The sequence below is a fragment of the Siminovitchia thermophila genome (genome assembly GCF_016909185.1).
Classification (GTDB): Bacteria; Bacillota; Bacilli; order Bacillales; family Bacillaceae_C; genus Siminovitchia; species Siminovitchia thermophila.
Genome location: NZ_JAFBFH010000005.1, coordinates 85269 through 102710 on the forward strand (window position 1 = coordinate 85269; position 17442 = coordinate 102710).

Consider the following 17442-nt stretch of genomic DNA (forward strand, 5'->3'; position numbering starts at 1 on the left):
AACATTCAGTAGGAGCCCTACTGAATGAAGTTTCACTTTATCTCAATTAAGGGAGTGACGGCATGAGCGCCTCAAAAGTGATGGATGCAAAAGAAGCAATACAAAAGGTTATTCAGTCGGGTGACGTCATCATGGTCGGGGGCTTTGGCCTGATTGGCAGTCCGCTGACATTAATTGATGAGCTGACACGCCATGATGTTAAAGAGCTGACGATCATCAGCAATAATGTGGGTGAAGCTGGTAAAGGCTTGGGCCTGCTGTTGCGTCAGGGGAAAATTAAAAAAGCGATCGGTTCCTATTTTACGAGCAATCGTGAAGTGGCCAAATGGTATAACGAAGGAAAACTTGAAATTGGATTACTGCCGCAAGGAACCTTTTCTGAAGCGATCCGTGCAGGCGGAGCAGGGATTGGAGGTTTTTATACGAAGACAGCAGTAGGAACGGAGTTGGCAAAAGGAAAGGCGATAAAAGTGATTGACGGAGAGACGTATCTTTTTGAAAAAGCGTTGAAAGCCAATGTCGCCCTCATTCGTGCCAAAAAAGCGGACACAAAAGGCAATGTTGTCTATTATAAAACGGCCAGGAATTTCAATCCGATCATGGCCACTGCCGCAGACTATGTAATCGCTGAAGTGGATGAAATTGTGGAAGCCGGAGAGCTGTCGCCGGAAGAAATCATTACTCCGCATCTGTATGTAGATGCCATGGTCATGAGCCGTCTTGTTTTAACGAAAAAAGGGGTGGTCGAAGTATGAACATGAAAGAAATAATTGCCAAGCGCGCGGCCAAAGAACTCACTCCTTATTCGATCATCAATCTGGGGATTGGCATCCCGACCCTTGTCCCAGATTATTTAGATGAAAGTAAATACTATTTACACACCGAAAACGGTCTATTGGGGGTTACCTCCGTGGAAGACGATGAGATGGACCCGCTGTTAGTGAATGCTGGCAAGCTGCCTGTTGGTGAAGCGGTGGGAGCTTCCTATTTTCATAGTGCCGATTCTTTTGCCATGATTCGCGGCGGCCATGTGGATGTCGCCATTCTGGGTGCCTTGCAGGTTGATGAACAGGGGCTTGTGGCCAACTGGGCCATTCCCGGAAAAGATATTATCGGTGTCGGAGGGGCCATGGATCTTTTGTCCGGAGCGAAAAAAATTATAATTACGATGAGCCACGTCTCAAAAGAGGGTTCGCCGAAGTTTGTGGAACGCTGTACTTATCCGATTACGGCGACGAGGATTGCAGATGTCATTATCACCGACCTGGCGGTGTTTCAATGGAAGAAGGGTGGCTATGAATGTATGGAACTGATGGGTAACGCCACACTGAATGAAGTGAAAGAAAAAACAACAGCCTCTTTCCGGGTTAGTGAAGAGCTTCTGCAGATGGAGGGAAGCTGATGAACGACGTGGTGATTGTGGATGCGGTACGAACACCGATTGGGAGATACAGAGGAGCTTTGAAAGATGTCCGTCCGGATGATCTGGGCGCCATTGTCATCAAAGCGTTGTTGGATAGAAACCCGGATTTGCCGCAAGAGGAGATTGGAGATGTGCTGTTCGGCAATGCTAACGGTGCCGGAGAGGATAACCGGAATGTGGCCCGGATGTCTCTTCTTCTTGCGGGCTTGCCTGAAACAGTCAGCGGAACAACGATCAACCGCCTCTGCGGATCTGGCCTGGATGCTGTCAGTATGGCCGCCCGAACGATTTTGTCCGGTGAAGAAGAGATTATCATTGCCGGTGGAACAGAAAGCATGACAAGGGCGCCTTTTGTCATGAAAAAGCCTGAACAGGATTTTCCAAGGGGAAACATGGAATTATTTGATACAACGATCGGATGGCGGTTTATTAATCCGAAAATGCAGGAGATGTACGGAACAGATTCCATGCCCCAAACAGCAGAAAATGTAGCAAAAAGATATGGTATTTCACGGGAAGAGCAAGACGAATTTGCTTACATCAGCCAGAAACGGGCAAAAGCGGCTATTGAAAACAATCGATTTTCCGAGGAAATGGTTCCGGTTGTGCTTATAGACAAAAAAGGCCGGGAAACAATTGTTGATCAAGATGAACATCCTCGTCCAAACACATCGCTGGAGAAGTTGGGCAACCTCCCTCCTTTGTTTCCCGGTGGAACAGTCACAGCAGGCAATGCATCCGGCGTGAACGACGGCGCCTCGGCTCTGTTGCTCATGAGCGCAAGACGGGCAAAGGAACTGGGAATGCAACCACTAGTGAAATTTACCGCATCCGCGACGGCAGGAGTGGAGCCAGCCGTCATGGGACTCGGTCCGATTTATTCCACGCGAAAACTAATGAAGAAAACCGGGCTTTCCCCGCAGGACTTTGATCTCGTTGAATTAAACGAAGCCTTTGCGTCACAATCACTGGAATGTATCAAACAGCTCGGCCTTGATATGGATCAAGTCAATGTAAATGGTGGCGCGATTGCATTAGGGCATCCCCTTGGTGCGAGCGGCGCCAGAATTCTCACTACATTAATTTACGAAATGAAAAAACGGGAGGCCAGGCGAGGACTGTCCACTATGTGCATTGGAGTTGGCCAGGGGATTTCAGTCGCGATAGAAAATCTCTTTTGATCAAACCTACGTGCTTGAAAAAAAGCAAACACGGCTTTATGCAAGATTAAATTTTCGAGAAAACATCAGGTGGAGTTTTTTTCCACCTGATTTTATATTTGTGAATAAAAGCAACTGTCGGATGATACTCTTTTAACGAGATAAATCCAATGCGTGAAATGATCAAAGGCGGGATGTCTCGTATTTGGATGAACGAGCCTACTTTTCCTACGATTAGTCAAGCATACATTTTAATTAATGTACTATTCTACTTTCCTATTTTTGTGAATGGGAAATAAACCTCAGCCAATTCAAATTTTTAAACTGAGGGTATTCGTGGTATAATACTTATATATTATTGGTCCAAAGAGACCGTGTACGAATAATCGTACTTTGTATTGTTCCCGACCATGGTAAGATACATTTTAGTAGCTTATTCATGCGAGCTACAGTGGCAACCTTATCCTTTTTGGGAGTAGGTTGCTTTTTTAATTTATAATAATAATCCTCGATGTGATTGGGTACTGCTTGTTGTTGACGTATCATGTTCCGAACAATGAGGTATAAAATGTTCCTTCCTTTTGGATTTCCATGTTTATTGATGTGATCCTGACCTGTATATTTCCCTGATTGATACCTTCGGATATCAATACTAATAAATGCGTTCACTTTTTTATGATTCGAAAAGCGAGAAAGATCACCAAATTCACCTATGAAAAGCGCCGCGCTAATTCCACCAACCCCTGGAAGGCTTATAAGTAGCTCAAACTCCGTTATTTTTTTTGCATTCTCTATCAATTGATCAGAAATGCTTTCTTTATCCTCCAATAGGTGAAGTAGTTGTCGCGCGTAGTATTGAACTTTTTGTGTTTGAACACTGTTCGAAGAAACAGCAGGATAAGACTCCTTTGCGTATTCCATAATTTGACTTGCTTTTTGTTTGGCGATTCTCTGATATCTTTTTGGTGGTGCTTTTCATCAAAAGCTTTTTGATTGTTGTTCGACTTGTTTGTAAGACAAATTCCGGATGTGGAAATAATTCAATTAGAGTCAAGGCATATGGCGTAACTCTACTTGAAAAGAATTGTTCAAGTTCTGGAAAGCTTAATTGAAGTGCATTATGTAAGTGCATTCGTGTACGCTTTATTTCCTCCTCTATTTCTTGGTAGAAACGAGAAAGATCTCGGAGTTCATTATCAATTTCAGGTTGTTGTTTTTTTCGTTCGGTAATGATGTTGATGGACTTGTGCAAGTTTGTGAGCATCGTGCTTGTCCGTTTTCCAGCTTCTTAGGGTTCCTTGTTCTTGCCTCAAAAGGGTTTAATACACAATAACGCAGCTTATTTCTTTGACAAAGGGTTTCAACTGGCTTTGAATAGACCCCTGTTGATTCAAAAACAAGAATAGGTTCTTCAGGGAGACTTTGAATTTCCGCAAGCAACGCTTGAAAACCCTCCTTATTGTGAATAATTTCTCCTTCCGAAAGACAAGTTTGATCATCATAGGTGACTTTGTAGCTTTTCCCCATAGAGATATCTAAAGCAATGACTAATCCCAATATTTTTGCCTCGCTCTTCTTGATTATTTGAAAGATCTCCACTTATTCATTTCGATTCCAATTTCCTATACACGAGCTCTATGGCTCCAACATACTTAAACCTGATTCAAAAATGAAAGTGAAGAAGCCCGGTTTATCATTTGGATTCGCAATCCCCGAGGCTTCAGTCGGACTTTCTTTCACTTCTATTATAAAAATAGTAGCACAAACCATGGCCTTGGTTTGTGCTACTAATCTTAGTATGTTTTAATTGGAAATTACTTTAATACCTCTTTTTCTTCGTAATATTTTTTTGCGCCGTCATGCAACGGAATGTCGGCAAGCTCTGTAGTTGCGTCTTCCAACTTCATTTGCTTGACGATGGCATGTGTTGATTCCAATTCGTTCAGATTTTCCCAGAAGGATTTGGTCAATTCATATATCACTTCATCGTCTACTGAAGCGTCAGCCAAAAGCAGCATTTTAATGGCGAGCGTATCTACGTCTTCTTTTTGGTTGTCATAAGTTCCTGCCGGGATGGTCATTTCTGCGTACCATGGATATTTTTCCATTAATTCTTTGCGAACTTCCGGCTCAATGCCAATTAATGTTCCATCCGCCGTTGAAATCATTTCTGTTACCGCAGCAGTTGGGAGACCCGCCTGAATCAATGCGCCGTCTATTTGTTTATTTCTCATTAAATCAATGGCTTCTGTAAATCCGACGAAGTTTTCTTTGATGTCTTCAGGGTATTTAATCCCGTATGCAGGGAGAATAATACTTGATTCAACTTCAGGTGTACTTCCTACAGATCCTGGAGCAAAACGTTTCCCTTTTAAGTCTTTTAGCGATTCAATTCCGGAATCTTTTCGAACAACGACTTGGTTTGGGTTGTAATAGAGGCCGGCGATGACACGGAGATCCTCATATTTGCGGTCTTTGAATCCTCTTTCTCCATTATAGGCTTCCCAAGCGATACCCGCGGTGGCAAATGCAATTTGTGCTTCGCCTTCTTTCATCATATTCAAATTGTCAACACCGCCGTTGGAGGCTTGCGCATTGACACGTACGCCTTCGACCTTTTTACCCCACATGTTGGCCATTGCCGAGCCCAATGGGTAGATTGTTCCGGTAGTAGAAGCGGTCGGGAAGTTAAGATTTGTATTTTTAGAACCTCCGCTTTTTCCGCCATCCTTACTTCCACATGCTCCAAGAGTTAAAATGAATAACGTTAGACATAAGAAAATAAGCTTATTTTTCATTTTCATAATCCTTTCTCTAAGTTGATTACGTGCCAGATGGTTTGACATCCTGGGCTTTCTTCTTTGTTGCAGCTTGCCAAGCCAATACGATAACGAGCAGGGCGATTCCGATTAAATCTGTTATATAATCGGGTGAAATCATGAATAAGCCAGTGGCTGTGAGCAGGACGCGTTGTATATTTGACGCCCATGATAAAAGCCAGCCCTGCAACCCAGCAGACAGGGAAATGACCCCGATCGCTGCGGTAATCGAAGGCAAGATACTTTTTGAATAGGCAGCTTCTCCCAACAGCAGGGCCGGTTCAAAGATAAAGAAGAACGGTAGAATAAATCCGGTGATTCCGAGCTTCACCGCAGTCATGGAGACCTGGTGCTGACTCGTATTCGCGATCCCGGCCGCCACATAGGAGGCTAGGGCAACAGGCGGCGTAATATTGGATAAACAGGCGTAAATTAAAACAAACATATGCGCGGCAAGCGGTGTGACACCGAGGTTGACCAAAACTGGTGCGCCTACCGTCGCCACGATGACGTAAGCCGCTACGCCGGGTACACCCATCCCTAACACGATGCTCATCAGCATGACAAGAAACGCGGCAAATAAAACACTGTCATTTGTATAATTCATGACACTGTATCCGAAATTCAGGCCAAGGCCTGTTAATGACACCGTTCCTATAATGACTCCGATGACAGCACAAGCTACGGCTACGCCAATTGCCCCTTTCGCTCCTTCTTCGAGCGCCAACAAGATATCTTTTAAGCCCATCCGCGTTTCTTTCCTGAGCCAGCTTGCGACAATACAGGCCGCGATGGAAAAGACCGCCGCATAAAGCGGAGTGTAACCAAGAAACAACATGCCAAGCAAGACGATTAATGGAAGAGATAAATGGCCTTGCTTTTTTATGACTTCCATGGCCTTGGGGATATTTTCCTTGGACAGTCCTTTTAAACCGAGACGTTTTGCCTCAAAGTGGACAACCATAATCAAGGCCAAATAATAAAGAGCAGCCGGAATAATGGCAGCGATCATTACCGTCGTATACGGAACGCCTAAATATTCGGCCATGACAAATCCGGCGGCGCCCATAATTGGTGGAGCAAACTGTCCTCCAGTGGAGGCAACTGCTTCGACAGCCGCAGCAAATCGGGCTTTATAGCCATTTTTTTTCATCAAAGGAATCGTTAATGTTCCGGTAGTTGCCACGTTCGCAATCGCGCTTCCATTAATCATTCCCATCAAGCTGCTAGCAATAACAGCCACCTTTGCAGGTCCCCCCGGTGAACGTCCGGCTATCGTCAATGCAAAATCATTAATAAATTGACTAAAGCCGCTTCGGCTTAAAAATGCGCCAAACAAGATAAAAAGAAAGACGAAAGTGGCAGATACGCCGATCGCTATTCCAAAAATCCCTTCACTACCCCAGAAAAGATAGTCAATAATACGATTTACTGAAAATCCGCTGTGGCCAAATGTCCCGGGTATGAACGGTCCCAAAAAGTTATATAACAGAAAAATCAGTGCTAATATGGCGAGATTTCCAACTACCCGGCGGGCGGCTTCGAATACCATGAGAATGCCTATGGCTCCGAAAATGTAATCCGCTGTTATTAAAAATCCCCCTCTAAGGACAATCGCCTTATAGTTGAGCAAAACGTAACTAATAGACAGAATACTTAGAATAATAAGGATCGAGTCAATAACAGATGGAAACACAATATGTCTTTTGCTTTTTTTCGTTGCGGGATATAACAAGAACGTCATGACCAGTAAAAATAATAAATGCCATCCCCTAAGAGTCATGGCATCGAAAACCCCCGAACTGGAGGTGAAAATTTGGAATATGGACCAAATGACTGCTATCCCTGTGACCACCTTTGCGGCTTTTCCTGCGTAATGCTTAACTCGAAATTCACTGTCTGCTTTTTCAATCAATTCATTTGTTGCATTCCCTTGATTTTCCAACTAAAAACTCCCCTGGTTCTTAATAGATTTATATATAATGGTAATGAATTATTATCATTATAGCAAACTGATTTAACAAAATGTGACTACTTTCCAGATTTATTTAAGCCATTTTTATGAAAGAAATCAGGTGGATTATCGGTAACAAAATGGTTTTGACGTTGACAAAGTAGAGAAACGATTGATTTCTTACTTTTTGACCGTTTGGCGAATGCATATTCCCCAAAAGTTTATATGATAGTATAATAGTCCTTGACGCGACTTGAATTTAAAGGAGTGCAGGTTTATTTGAATAATAATTTCAGACTGCATCTTACCTTCATTATGATTATATTTTCGATTTTTATATCTTTTGTCGTTGCGTTGCTCAATCAAAATAACCTTAAAAATACGCTGTTTGAAGCTCATAAGTTGAAGCTGGAAATGGTCGAGGACAATATTTTAAGTTCTCTGAATACGATTGACAAAGCGTATATGCTATTTGACAAAAATATTGCCAAGGATATGGAAGATAAGTCTAAAGTCCTGCTGGGATTGTATCAACAAAATCCTGATTTCAGGACTTGGGATTTTACATCTTTAAAAAAACAAATCGGCATGGACATTTACATCATAAATAATGAGAATGTCATTATTCACAGTAGTTATGAGCCGGATATTGGCCTTGATTTTCGTAAATGCTGCGCAGAGTTCGCCAATTTGCTGAATATCAGGAGAAATGAAGGGACATTTGTGGATGACGGATTGGACATCCAACAAACCAGTGGAGAAGTCAAAAAATTCAGCTATATCCCTACTCCTGACCGTAAATACATATTGCAACTCGGTGTTTCTCTGGAAAACGGCGAGATTTTTAAGCAATTCAATTATTTTGATGCAGAAGTAGAGATTGAGAATAAGTTCTCCATTATTGACTCGATTCGAATTTTTAATAATGACGGATATGTGATCGGAAGAAACGATCAGACAAAAGAAGATATCACATTTTCATCCGACAATTGGGAAGCATTTAAATCGGCGACCAAAACGCGAAAGTCGCAAGAGGTAAAAGGCCGGTATAACGGAAGAGACGTCACGTACCGTTATGTTCCTTATGCGGCTGAATCAGCACGAGGGTATTCCACCAGCAGAGTTGTAGAAATCATTTATAACGAAGATGATTTGCATGAAGCGTTGAGTAAGAGCCGGAACAAGTTTTTTTCTCAGATGCTTATTATTTTTACCGGGGCCATCATCATCTCCATGATTATCGCGCGCTGGATGGCGCGGCCGATGTATTTGGCATTTCATGACAGTTTAACCGGACTGAAAAATCGGGCGGCCTTTGAGGAAATTGTAAAACAAAAATTAAGCAGCAAGAAACAAAATTTGGCTTTAATGATGATTGATCTTGATAACTTTAAGCTCGTCAATGACCGCTTAGGTCATTTGGAGGGGGACCAAATCTTAAAAATGGCTGCTTATCGCATTCAAAGATGTGTAGGAAAAAGCCATGAGTCCACAAGGCTTGGCGGCGATGAGTTTGCCGTTATCATTTCCGGCTTGGACGAAAACGAGATCATATTCGTTGCTTCCTCTCTTATTAAAGATATTGATGAGCAATTTGGTGAAATACGCTTCAGGAATCAAATCGATATTTCCGTCAGTATCGGCATTGCTTTTGCCGATTCGGAAGATGATTTGGCGAGTTTATATGAAAAAGCTGACCGTGCTTTATATGAATCAAAGGAAAACGGAAAAAATCAGTTTCAAATTTTCCAAAAAACGAACGAAGCAGGATTTTAAGTTGATGTTTCGGAATTTAGGCATGCGGGTTCCTTTTTTTGGAAAATGGCTGCTTGCTGGAATGACGGAACGAACAACCAGAGTCCAGTAACAAAAGTGAATTGTCGACAAGAAAAGCTGGGGTGGATGATTTTTCCGATGTCACCTTCTGAATTCATTTCAACCAAAACTGAAAGCTTGCTAACTTTTTTTTCCAGCTTGTAAAATGAAGATGAATAAGTAGAATGTTAGTATGCTTTTCATGAGGAGGAAAGAGGATGTGGAAAGAGTTCAAGAAGTTTGCCATTCAAGGAAATGTTCTTGATTTGGCTGTGGCGGTCGTGATCGGGGCAGCTTTCGGAAAAATCGTTTCATCGCTAGTGGAGCATATTATTATGCCTCTTGCCGGCATTTTGTTGGGGGGCTACAGTTTTGAAAAGCTGGAACTCCAAATGGGCGATGCTGTGATTAAATATGGCATATTTATCCAAAGCATTGTGGATTTCTTTATTATATCGGCAGCAATATTTGTCTTTATAAAGTTAATTAATAAGGTGAAATTTGAAAAGAAAGAAGATGAGGCCGATGTTCCTAAAAAGCCGTCAGAAGTGGAATTGCTGTCAGAAATTCGCGATTTGTTAAAAGCGGAAAAAAGCAATGTGCAAGAATGAGTGGTAAAACAGTCAGGACTGTTCGAAGAGGAAGTAGCTTGTAAAGAATGTAGCAGAAGGATGAGACATCCAAATGACGAAAAAATTGCTTTATTGATACGATGGATTCTTTATATAATAAGGAATTTTGGCGTCCCGTTCATCCTATCCTCAAAAAAATAAGCCGAAGCAGCCGTCCGGCTGCTTTAGGTTGAAGAGAAAGTGGATCGTAAATCCCCAAAGCCGTGAGTAAGTCGAAAAAGCGGATCGTAAATCCCAAAGTTGCGAGTAAGTCGAAAAAGCAGATCGTAAATCCCAAAAGCCGTGAGTAAGTCGAAAAAGCAGATCGTAAATCCCAAAAGCCGTGAGTAAGTCGAAAAAGTGGATTGTAAATCCCAAAGGTTGCGAGTAAGTGGAAAAAGTCGATCGTCATTTCCAAAAGTCGTTAGCAAACCTCAAAAAAGACGAGTAAATCCCAAAGGTTATATGGATTTGTCATGATTAAGGGCTATCTAAAATGTCCAATTTAGAGTATATGCACTACAATGTAAAACCCCAGAATGTCGATGTTACGGCATTCTGGGGTTTGTTTTTTATTTTCAAGCTGAAATATTACTTTTCGGACAGCCTCCTAAGCAGTCGCCCGGCTGCTTTTTTGAATATGACCAACACACATGATTATTCATTTTTACTTGCTTGGATTTCCAAGGCAATTTTTACTTCATCACTGACTACGACACCACCCGTTTCAAGTGGGGCGTTCCAAGTCAAACCATAATCGCTCCGATTGATCTTTCCTTCGACGCTGAAGCCAGCTTTTTCGGCTCCACTCATTGGGTCTTTCACCACACCGCCTGGTATAACAGTAAATGTTTCCGTTTTGGTCACGTCATGCAAGGTGACTTCACCCGTCACGGCATATTGTTTTCCTTGTTTTTCGAAATTTGTTGATTTGAATGTCAAAGTCGGGTAATTTTCAACATCAAAAAAGTCGGCAGACCGAAGATGGTTATCGCGGTCTTCGTTGCCAGTGTCAATACTTGCCACGTCGATTGAAAAAGAAACCTCGGCAGTTGTCAAATCTTCAGGGTCCGCTTTTATATCAGCAGAAAATTCATTGAAAGTTCCTTTTACTCTTGAAATCATCATATGCCGAATAGAAAATTCAACCGTGCTATGCGCTTTATCAAGTGTCCATGTAGAAATTGCCACTATAATTCCTCCTCATTAGTTACAAAAAGTAAGTTTGTATTTTAATTATAGTTAATAGTTATTTATTTGTAAAGGGAATATGTTTGCTTTTTTTGACAAGCGTGATGGAACGATGAATAATCAAATTAGAGAAATAGACAGGGAAAGGAATGGTTGGTCGTGCGTATGGTTGATATGATTGCCAAAAAGCGTGATGGGAAAGAATTGACGCCCGAAGAAATTCAATTCGTCGTAAATGGCTATGTTAGTAACGAAATTCCTGATTATCAAATGTCCGCATTCCTCATGGCCGTTTATTTTCAAGGGATGTCCCATGCGGAAACGGCGCAACTTACACTGGCAATGGCTTCATCAGGGGACAGGATTGATTTATCGACCATTGATGGAATTAAAGTTGACAAACATTCTACGGGTGGAGTTGGAGATACGACTAGTATCATTTTGGCGCCTCTTGTCGCAGCACTCGGCATTCCGGTGGCCAAAATGTCTGGCAGAGGGCTGGGACATACGGGAGGAACGATCGATAAGTTGGAAGCTATTCCGGGATATCGGGCAGAGGTATCGGAAGAAGAATTTATTCGGCTTGTCAATCAAAACAAACTCGCGATCGTCGGGCAATCGGGGAATCTCGCACCGGCCGACAAGATGATATACGGTCTTAGGGATGTAACTGCAACTGTAAATTCAATTCCGCTTATTGCAAGCTCCATCATGAGCAAAAAGATCGCTGCAGGCGCCGATGCGATTGTGTTGGATGTTAAGACTGGTTCCGGCGCTTTTATGAAAAAGTTTGAAGACGCCAGGTTGCTTGCGAATACGATGGTTGAAATTGGCAACCAGGTGGGCAGAAAAACGATGGCAGTCATCTCAGATATGAGCCAGCCGCTTGGCAATGCGATTGGCAATGCATTGGAAGTAAAGGAAGGCATTGAAACGCTACAAGGAAGAGGCCCCGCTGATTTAACCGAATTATGTCTCGTTTTGGGCAGTAAAATGATCGTGCTTGCAGAAAAAGCGGAATCTGAAAAAGAAGCACGCGAATTACTGGAGAAAGTCATGAAAAGCGGTGAAGCACTTCAAGTGTTCAAACAATTTTTAGCCGCACAGGGAGGAGATGTTTCTGTCGTTGATAATCCGGAAAAGCTTCCGAAGGCTGTTTATCAAATTCCGGTCGCATCCCCTGAAAATGGATATGTTTCGGCAATCAAAGCCGACGAAATTGGAACAGCTGCCATGCTGCTTGGAGCGGGCCGCGTAACAAAGGAATCCGATATTGACTTAAGTGTTGGAGTCATGTTGCATAAAAAAATTGGAGACAGGGTACATTCAGGAGAGTCGATCGCGACAATTCATAGCAATGTCCAAAATGTTTCGACTGTAATGGAAAAAATCGTAAAAGCGTACCGTTTTTCCAAAGAAAAGATTGACCAAATACCATTAATCAGAGGATGACTTTCAACATTTGCCGCTTCGTGATATGATCAATGAAAGTGATTCTCATTTAATAAGTTGATGGGGGGAAATGGATGTTGGCTGTAAACTCAATTGCGGAAGTCATTCGTGAAAGAACATCTATTAAGAAAGGTTTTACTGATAAAGAAATAAGCCGTAAACAAATTCTATCATTGTTGGAGGATGCTGTTTGGGCACCAACGCATGGTGTGCGTGAACCGTGGCGTTTTATCTTTATATCGAAAGAACGGAGAGAAGCATTTATAGAAGAAGTACTTACATGTGTGGAACCTGCAAAGCATGAAAGCACTCGTGCCAAGCTTGGGGAAGTGCCAGCGTTTTTAATAGCAGTAGTGGATGACGATCCTCGGCAAAAAATACGAGAAGAAGATTTTGCGGCAACAAGCTGTCTCTTGCAAAACTTCCAGCTTCTTGCCTGGGAACAGGAAATCGGCGTATGCTGGAAAACACCCGCTTATATACATGACCCGCGCTTTCGTTCGGCGCTCGGTTTAGAGCCTGGAGAAAAAATCGCCGGAATCATGCAAGTGGGATATTTTGATAAAGAAATAGTGGCAAAAAGAAGCCGGAATCGGACGAATCCTGCTGAAAAGTTAACAGATTTTTAAAGCGGGACCCGTTTGGGTCCCCAGCTTGTAGAGAAAGTGGATGGTAAGTCCCAAAAGCCGCCAGTAAATCAAAAAAATGGCGAGTAATTACCTGGAATCGGCTAGTAAATCAAAACAGTGGATAGTAATCTCGAAGAGTCGCGAGTAAATCAAAAAAGTGGATAGTAATCTCGAAGAGTCGCGAGTAAATCAAAACAGTGGATAGTAATCCCCAAGAGTCGCGAGTAAACCCCAAAAAAGACGAGTAAATCCAAAAGTATGAATGGATTCGCCGTGTTTAATTTTCGGGGGGTTTGTCGACAGTCTGAGGACCCGTTTGGGTCCTTTTTTCATTTAAATGGTCGGCTTAAATCGGATGGGATTACGAAAAAGCTTTACCTTAGTGAAGAGTTGCTGATTGAGTCCATCGTCGTCCAGGGAATTCCGGTGCCAGCGGCCAGATCACAAAAGGGAAGCGAAAGCTTTTTCCGAGGATATGGAATCGAAGACGGCCATGGAAGGCTGACTTTTATGCTGGAGGTGATTTTTATTTCTTCGGCGCTCTTTGAAAAAATGTCGTACGATTCATCAACTTCAGTAGTTTTCCCCATCTGGCCAGCCTTCCCGCTCTTTATTTTTATCACGACACCCCCCGTAGTGATTTTGGAGCATTGACGCACATATTGTTTTTTATTATAGTTTATGGGGTCAACTATTTAGGGGGGATGTCCTAACCATGGAAATCAATCAACGAATTTTTGAGCGATTTATGAATATTATGCTTTCTGGAAGAAAAGGGATGTCTACGCTTGTTTCAGAACAGCTTTTAAAAGACTATTCTATTGAACAATTTACACTTATCCAACAGGTTTACAAGCTTGGCACCATTCGGGTTTCAGAACTTGCCGAGTTGCTGTACGTACATAAAAGTGCCGTGACGGTTCGTGCGGATAAACTTGTAAAAAAAGGATTGCTTATCCGGGAACGGGACATCGAAGACCGTAGAAGTGTCTATTTGCGACTTTCTGAGGCGGGCGTTGAATACTACGAAACGATGGAAAATAAAATCAACGAGTTTGTTGAAACGATTGTAAAAGATATTCCAAAAGATGAAATGGAGCGTTTTCTGCAAGTTTTTGAAAAAATTGCCTATCACATCGAGAATTACAGGGGGGAAAAAACATGAGAACGGTCTTGCGTCTGAGATGGCTCGTCTTGGCTGCTTGGATAGTTTGCGCGATAGCATTAGTCGTATTTGCGCCGAATATGAATCAACTTGTCCGGGAAAAAGGCCAGTTGACAATTGCGGACGGATATCCGTCAACGGTGGCGGCAGATATATTGGCCAAACACTCACCTAAAGAAAAAGGGGGCGAGTCATTTATCGCCGTTTTTCATAGCAATGACACATTTTCCGAGGGGCAGCTTTCAAATATTGCGTCCACTATCGATTCACTCGACCAGAAAAAAAGTGAATTAGGGATCAGTGAAATCACGACCCACTTTCAAGACAAGGACTTATCGGACCAGCTTGTCTCCAAAGAAAAGAATACAGTCATTGCATTGCTCGATGTGAAGATTGGGGACGAGGAAATAAAGGATGTGCGCAAGCGTCTTGATCAGGAGATCAGTACAGCCGATGTGGAAACGTACATGACTGGAAATGCGCTCATCAACGAAGATGTCATTATCAGTTCAGAAAAAGGGCTGAAAAAAACAGAAATCATTACCGTTATTTTCATTATGGCCGTTCTTCTGTTAGTATTTCGCTCCGCTGTGGCTCCGTTTATTCCGCTTTTAACAGTTGGGATGACGTATTTGGCTAGTTCGTCGATCGTTGCCTTTTTAGTAGATCGGCTCGACTTTCCGGTTTCCAATTTTACACAGACATTCATGGTGGCGGTGCTTTTCGGAATTGGAACTGATTATTGTATTTTGTTGCTAAGCCGTTATAAGGAGGAGCTTTCGAACGGGCAGGATATTTATTCCGCCATTGTCGCAACTTACAAAACGGCTGGAAAAACGGTTGTATACAGCGCCATTGCCGTCATGATCGGTTTTGCGTCAATCGGGTTTGCTTCATTTAAACTTTATCAATCGGCAGCAGGGGTAGCGGTCGGCGTTTTTGTGCTTTTGATTGCCCTATTTACGATCGTTCCTTTTTTCATGGCGACCTTGAAAAAAGCTCTTTTCTGGCCGGTGAAAAAAAATATTTCTCATAAAGAAAGTAGATTATGGGGCTGGATGGGAAACCTCGCGATTACAAGACCGCTTGTTGCCCTTGGTATCGTTTCCTTTTTCACCGTTCCGCTTCTTGTAAGCTATGACGGCGAACTTTCATTTAATTCATTGGATGAAATCGGCGATGAGTATGACTCCGTCAAAGGATTCAACATTGTTGAGGATAATTTTGGTCCTGGCGAAATGATGCCGGTTCAACTCGTCATTGAAAATGACGATCCGATGAAACCAAAAGAGTATTTAACCTTGATTGAGTCGCTCGGAAATGATTTGGAAAAGCTTGAACACGTGGAAAAAGTCCGCAGTGTCACAAGGCCGACAGGTGATAAACTGGAAGAGTTGTATGTGAAAAAGCAAGCCGATCAACTCGGCGAAGGGATCGGTGAAGGAACAGAAGGCATCTCGAAAATCAAAGATGGCTTAAATGAGGCCGCTACTTCGATTAAGGATTCCAAACCAGAGTTGGATAAGGCAACCGGCGGGATTGGCGAGTTGCAAGAAGGCACGAAAGAATTGCAGTCCGGTGTCGGTCAACTGCAAACGGCGCTGGGTGCCATCGAAAATGGAATTCGCCAGGGAACAGATGGCGCTGGTGAGTTGAAAAAAGGGGCGGCTGAAGCAAGTCAAAAGGCCGCGGAACTTCAGGCGGGAACGAAAGAACTGCTGGGGGGATATGAGCAGGCTCAAACGGGTTTGGCGCAATTAAGCTCTGAATATGGGAAAATACCGTCGACTTTGGAAGGGGCACAAAATCAGCTCATGTCGTTGGAAGAGCCGCTCGGAAAACTAGCGCAAAATCACCCGGAAATCATTAACGATCCAAATTTCGCCGAGATTCAGTCCATTGTGGAGAATGCGACAAAGCAGGTTGCGATTGCCGGAGGAACGGTTTCTGCTCTCAATGGCGAGTTGGAAAAAGTGAGAACGGGTCTTGCAACGGCAAACAGCCAACTAACAAGGATAGTAGAAGGCTTGGGCCAATTTTCTTCGGGTTTAAAAGAAATAGAGAACGGTTTGAAGGAACTGGAGTCAGGTTTGGGAGCCGCTGCTTCTGGCCAAAAGCAAGTTGTCGATGAAATCCCGGCCATTGCATCGGGAATGGGGGAAATTGCTAGTGGTCAGGAACAACTTCGTTCTGGCTTTGGTCAAATGGGAAACCAATTGGATGAATTAAGCGACGGGTTATCCGCCAGCAGTGAAGGTCTTGAAGAAATAGAAGGTGGATTAGGCGAAGCGAAACAGCACTTGTCCAATTTGGCAAAAGACACCGACATACAGCAGTCGGGAATTTATATTCCGGACCAATTGTTGACAGACAAGGAATTCCAGCGCGTGTTTGATATATACATGTCCGGGGATGGTAAAATGACAACAATTGACGTGGTCCTTGATTCCAACCCATATGCGAAGCAATCGATGACGATGCTTTCTGATATTGAAGATACGATTCAAAATGCCGTTAAAGACACGAAACTGGAACAGGCCAACATCGGTATCGGCGGCGTAACGAGCATGAACAGGGATCTCGAGTCCATGTCTGATGCGGACTATTCAAAAACCGTCATGTTTATGATGGCCGGAATCGTCGTCATTTTAATCATTTTACTGCGGTCGCTCGTTATGCCGATTTATATCATTGCTTCGCTGCTATTAACCTATTATTCATCAATCGCGATGACGGAAGTGATTTTTGTCAACATTCTTGGATATCCGGGAATCAACTGGGTTACACCATTTTTCGGGTTCGTCATTTTGATTGCCCTTGGCGTAGACTATTCTATCTTTTTGATGGACCGCTTTTCCGAATACAAAGAGCTGGACGTGAAAACAGGCATTATGCTCGCTATGAAAAATATGGGTACGGTCATCATCAGTGCTGCCATTATTTTAGCGGGCACCTTTGCGGCAATGCTGCCATCAGGCGTCTTGTCCATGCTGCAAATAGCCACATTAGTACTGACAGGACTACTGTTTTACGCTTTAATCGTCCTGCCGCTATTTGTACCAGTACTCATCAACCTGTTGGGAAAAGCAAACTGGTGGCCTTTTATACCGCGTAAAAGCGATCAGTAACATACTGAACCGGGAGGCAGTGGCCTCCCGGTTTTTTTTGAGGGCGTTTAACCCGCTTGCGAAAAACTAACGGCAAACGGAACCCTCGCGCAAGG

15 protein-coding genes are annotated in these 17442 nt (G+C 43.0%); 10 read left to right on the plus strand and 5 right to left on the minus strand.

Going from position 1 to position 17442, the window contains the following annotated elements:
* Positions 1-62 precede the first annotated feature (62 nt).
* Genes JOC94_RS05195 through JOC94_RS05205 form a run of 3 tightly spaced genes read left to right on the plus strand, consistent with a single transcriptional unit; the run spans position 63 to position 2604 of the window.
* Positions 63-755, plus strand: coding sequence for a CoA transferase subunit A (locus JOC94_RS05195; protein ID WP_077113785.1), 693 nt, complete (start codon positions 63-65; stop codon positions 753-755).
* Complete coding sequence (locus JOC94_RS05200) at positions 752-1402, plus strand: 3-oxoacid CoA-transferase subunit B (protein WP_077113786.1); 651 nt, start codon at positions 752-754, stop codon at positions 1400-1402. The genes JOC94_RS05195 and JOC94_RS05200 overlap by 4 nt, the downstream gene beginning before the upstream one ends.
* Entirely contained in the window at positions 1402-2604 is a 1203-nt protein-coding gene (locus JOC94_RS05205; RefSeq protein ID WP_077113787.1) for an acetyl-CoA C-acyltransferase, read from the plus strand. Before JOC94_RS05200 ends, JOC94_RS05205 begins: the two co-directional genes overlap by 1 nt.
* Positions 2605-2931: 327 nt before the next feature.
* On the opposite strand, the gene JOC94_RS22805 is transcribed toward JOC94_RS05205, so the two are convergent.
* From JOC94_RS22805 to JOC94_RS05220, 4 genes are all read right to left on the minus strand, one after another.
* On the minus strand, positions 2932-3504 hold the full coding sequence (locus JOC94_RS22805) for a transposase (RefSeq protein ID WP_236016983.1): 573 nt from the start codon (positions 3502-3504) through the stop codon (positions 2932-2934).
* Positions 3505-3738: 234 nt separating this feature from the next.
* Positions 3739-4140, minus strand: a complete 402-nt coding sequence (locus JOC94_RS22810; RefSeq protein ID WP_077109887.1) for an IS110 family transposase — start codon at positions 4138-4140, stop codon at positions 3739-3741.
* A gap of 257 nt (positions 4141-4397) precedes the next feature.
* Positions 4398-5381, minus strand: coding sequence for a TAXI family TRAP transporter solute-binding subunit (locus JOC94_RS05215; protein ID WP_205178845.1), 984 nt, complete (start codon positions 5379-5381; stop codon positions 4398-4400).
* A 25-nt stretch (positions 5382-5406) separates the two neighbouring features.
* Entirely contained in the window at positions 5407-7347 is a 1941-nt protein-coding gene (locus JOC94_RS05220) for a TRAP transporter permease (protein ID WP_077109888.1), read from the minus strand.
* Positions 7348-7635: 288 nt separating this feature from the next.
* Here JOC94_RS05220 and JOC94_RS05225 point away from each other — a divergent pair, with 288 nt between their 5' ends.
* Positions 7636-9132 carry a GGDEF domain-containing protein gene (locus tag JOC94_RS05225; RefSeq protein WP_083717267.1) on the plus strand — a complete coding sequence of 499 codons (1497 nt, stop codon included), beginning with the start codon at positions 7636-7638 and terminating at the stop codon, positions 9130-9132.
* 257 nt (positions 9133-9389) lie between these two features.
* Positions 9390-9782 carry a large-conductance mechanosensitive channel protein MscL gene (mscL, locus tag JOC94_RS05230; RefSeq protein WP_077109889.1) on the plus strand — a complete coding sequence of 131 codons (393 nt, stop codon included), beginning with the start codon at positions 9390-9392 and terminating at the stop codon, positions 9780-9782.
* Between the two features lie 657 nt (positions 9783-10439).
* Here mscL and JOC94_RS05235 read toward each other — a convergent pair.
* Positions 10440-10973 carry a YceI family protein gene (locus tag JOC94_RS05235; protein WP_077109890.1) on the minus strand — a complete coding sequence of 178 codons (534 nt, stop codon included), beginning with the start codon at positions 10971-10973 and terminating at the stop codon, positions 10440-10442.
* A gap of 159 nt (positions 10974-11132) precedes the next feature.
* Here JOC94_RS05235 and JOC94_RS05240 point away from each other — a divergent pair, with 159 nt between their 5' ends.
* The 5 genes from JOC94_RS05240 (at position 11133) to JOC94_RS05260 (ending at position 17347) form a co-directional block, all read left to right on the plus strand.
* Entirely contained in the window at positions 11133-12425 is a 1293-nt protein-coding gene (locus JOC94_RS05240) for a pyrimidine-nucleoside phosphorylase (RefSeq protein ID WP_077109942.1), read from the plus strand.
* Positions 12426-12499: 74 nt separating this feature from the next.
* Entirely contained in the window at positions 12500-13054 is a 555-nt protein-coding gene (locus tag JOC94_RS05245; protein WP_077109891.1) for a nitroreductase family protein, read from the plus strand.
* Positions 13055-13327: 273 nt separating this feature from the next.
* Positions 13328-13708, plus strand: a complete 381-nt coding sequence (locus JOC94_RS05250; RefSeq protein WP_139345555.1) for a hypothetical protein — start codon at positions 13328-13330, stop codon at positions 13706-13708.
* 61 nt (positions 13709-13769) lie between these two features.
* On the plus strand, positions 13770-14219 hold the full coding sequence (locus tag JOC94_RS05255; RefSeq protein ID WP_077109893.1) for a MarR family winged helix-turn-helix transcriptional regulator: 450 nt from the start codon (positions 13770-13772) through the stop codon (positions 14217-14219).
* Positions 14216-17347, plus strand: coding sequence for an MMPL family transporter (locus tag JOC94_RS05260; protein WP_077109894.1), 3132 nt, complete (start codon positions 14216-14218; stop codon positions 17345-17347). Before JOC94_RS05255 ends, JOC94_RS05260 begins: the two co-directional genes overlap by 4 nt.
* Positions 17348-17442 lie beyond the last annotated feature (95 nt).

Excerpts from the sequence above, each read along its gene's own strand:
- JOC94_RS05205 (WP_077113787.1), top strand. The coding sequence starts at position 1,402 with ATGAACGACGTGGTGATTGTGGATGCGGTACGAACACCGATTGGGAGA.
- JOC94_RS05215 (WP_205178845.1), bottom strand. The coding sequence starts at position 5,381 with ATGAAAAATAAGCTTATTTTCTTATGTCTAACGTTATTCATTTTAACT.
- JOC94_RS05245 (WP_077109891.1), top strand. The coding sequence starts at position 12,500 with ATGTTGGCTGTAAACTCAATTGCGGAAGTCATTCGTGAAAGAACATCT.
- JOC94_RS05260 (WP_077109894.1), top strand. The coding sequence starts at position 14,216 with ATGAGAACGGTCTTGCGTCTGAGATGGCTCGTCTTGGCTGCTTGGATA.
- JOC94_RS22805 (WP_236016983.1), bottom strand. The coding sequence starts at position 3,504 with ATGGAATACGCAAAGGAGTCTTATCCTGCTGTTTCTTCGAACAGTGTT.
- JOC94_RS05255 (WP_077109893.1), top strand. The coding sequence starts at position 13,770 with ATGGAAATCAATCAACGAATTTTTGAGCGATTTATGAATATTATGCTT.
- JOC94_RS05195 (WP_077113785.1), top strand. The coding sequence starts at position 63 with ATGAGCGCCTCAAAAGTGATGGATGCAAAAGAAGCAATACAAAAGGTT.
- JOC94_RS05200 (WP_077113786.1), top strand. The coding sequence starts at position 752 with ATGAACATGAAAGAAATAATTGCCAAGCGCGCGGCCAAAGAACTCACT.
- mscL (WP_077109889.1), top strand. The coding sequence starts at position 9,390 with ATGTGGAAAGAGTTCAAGAAGTTTGCCATTCAAGGAAATGTTCTTGAT.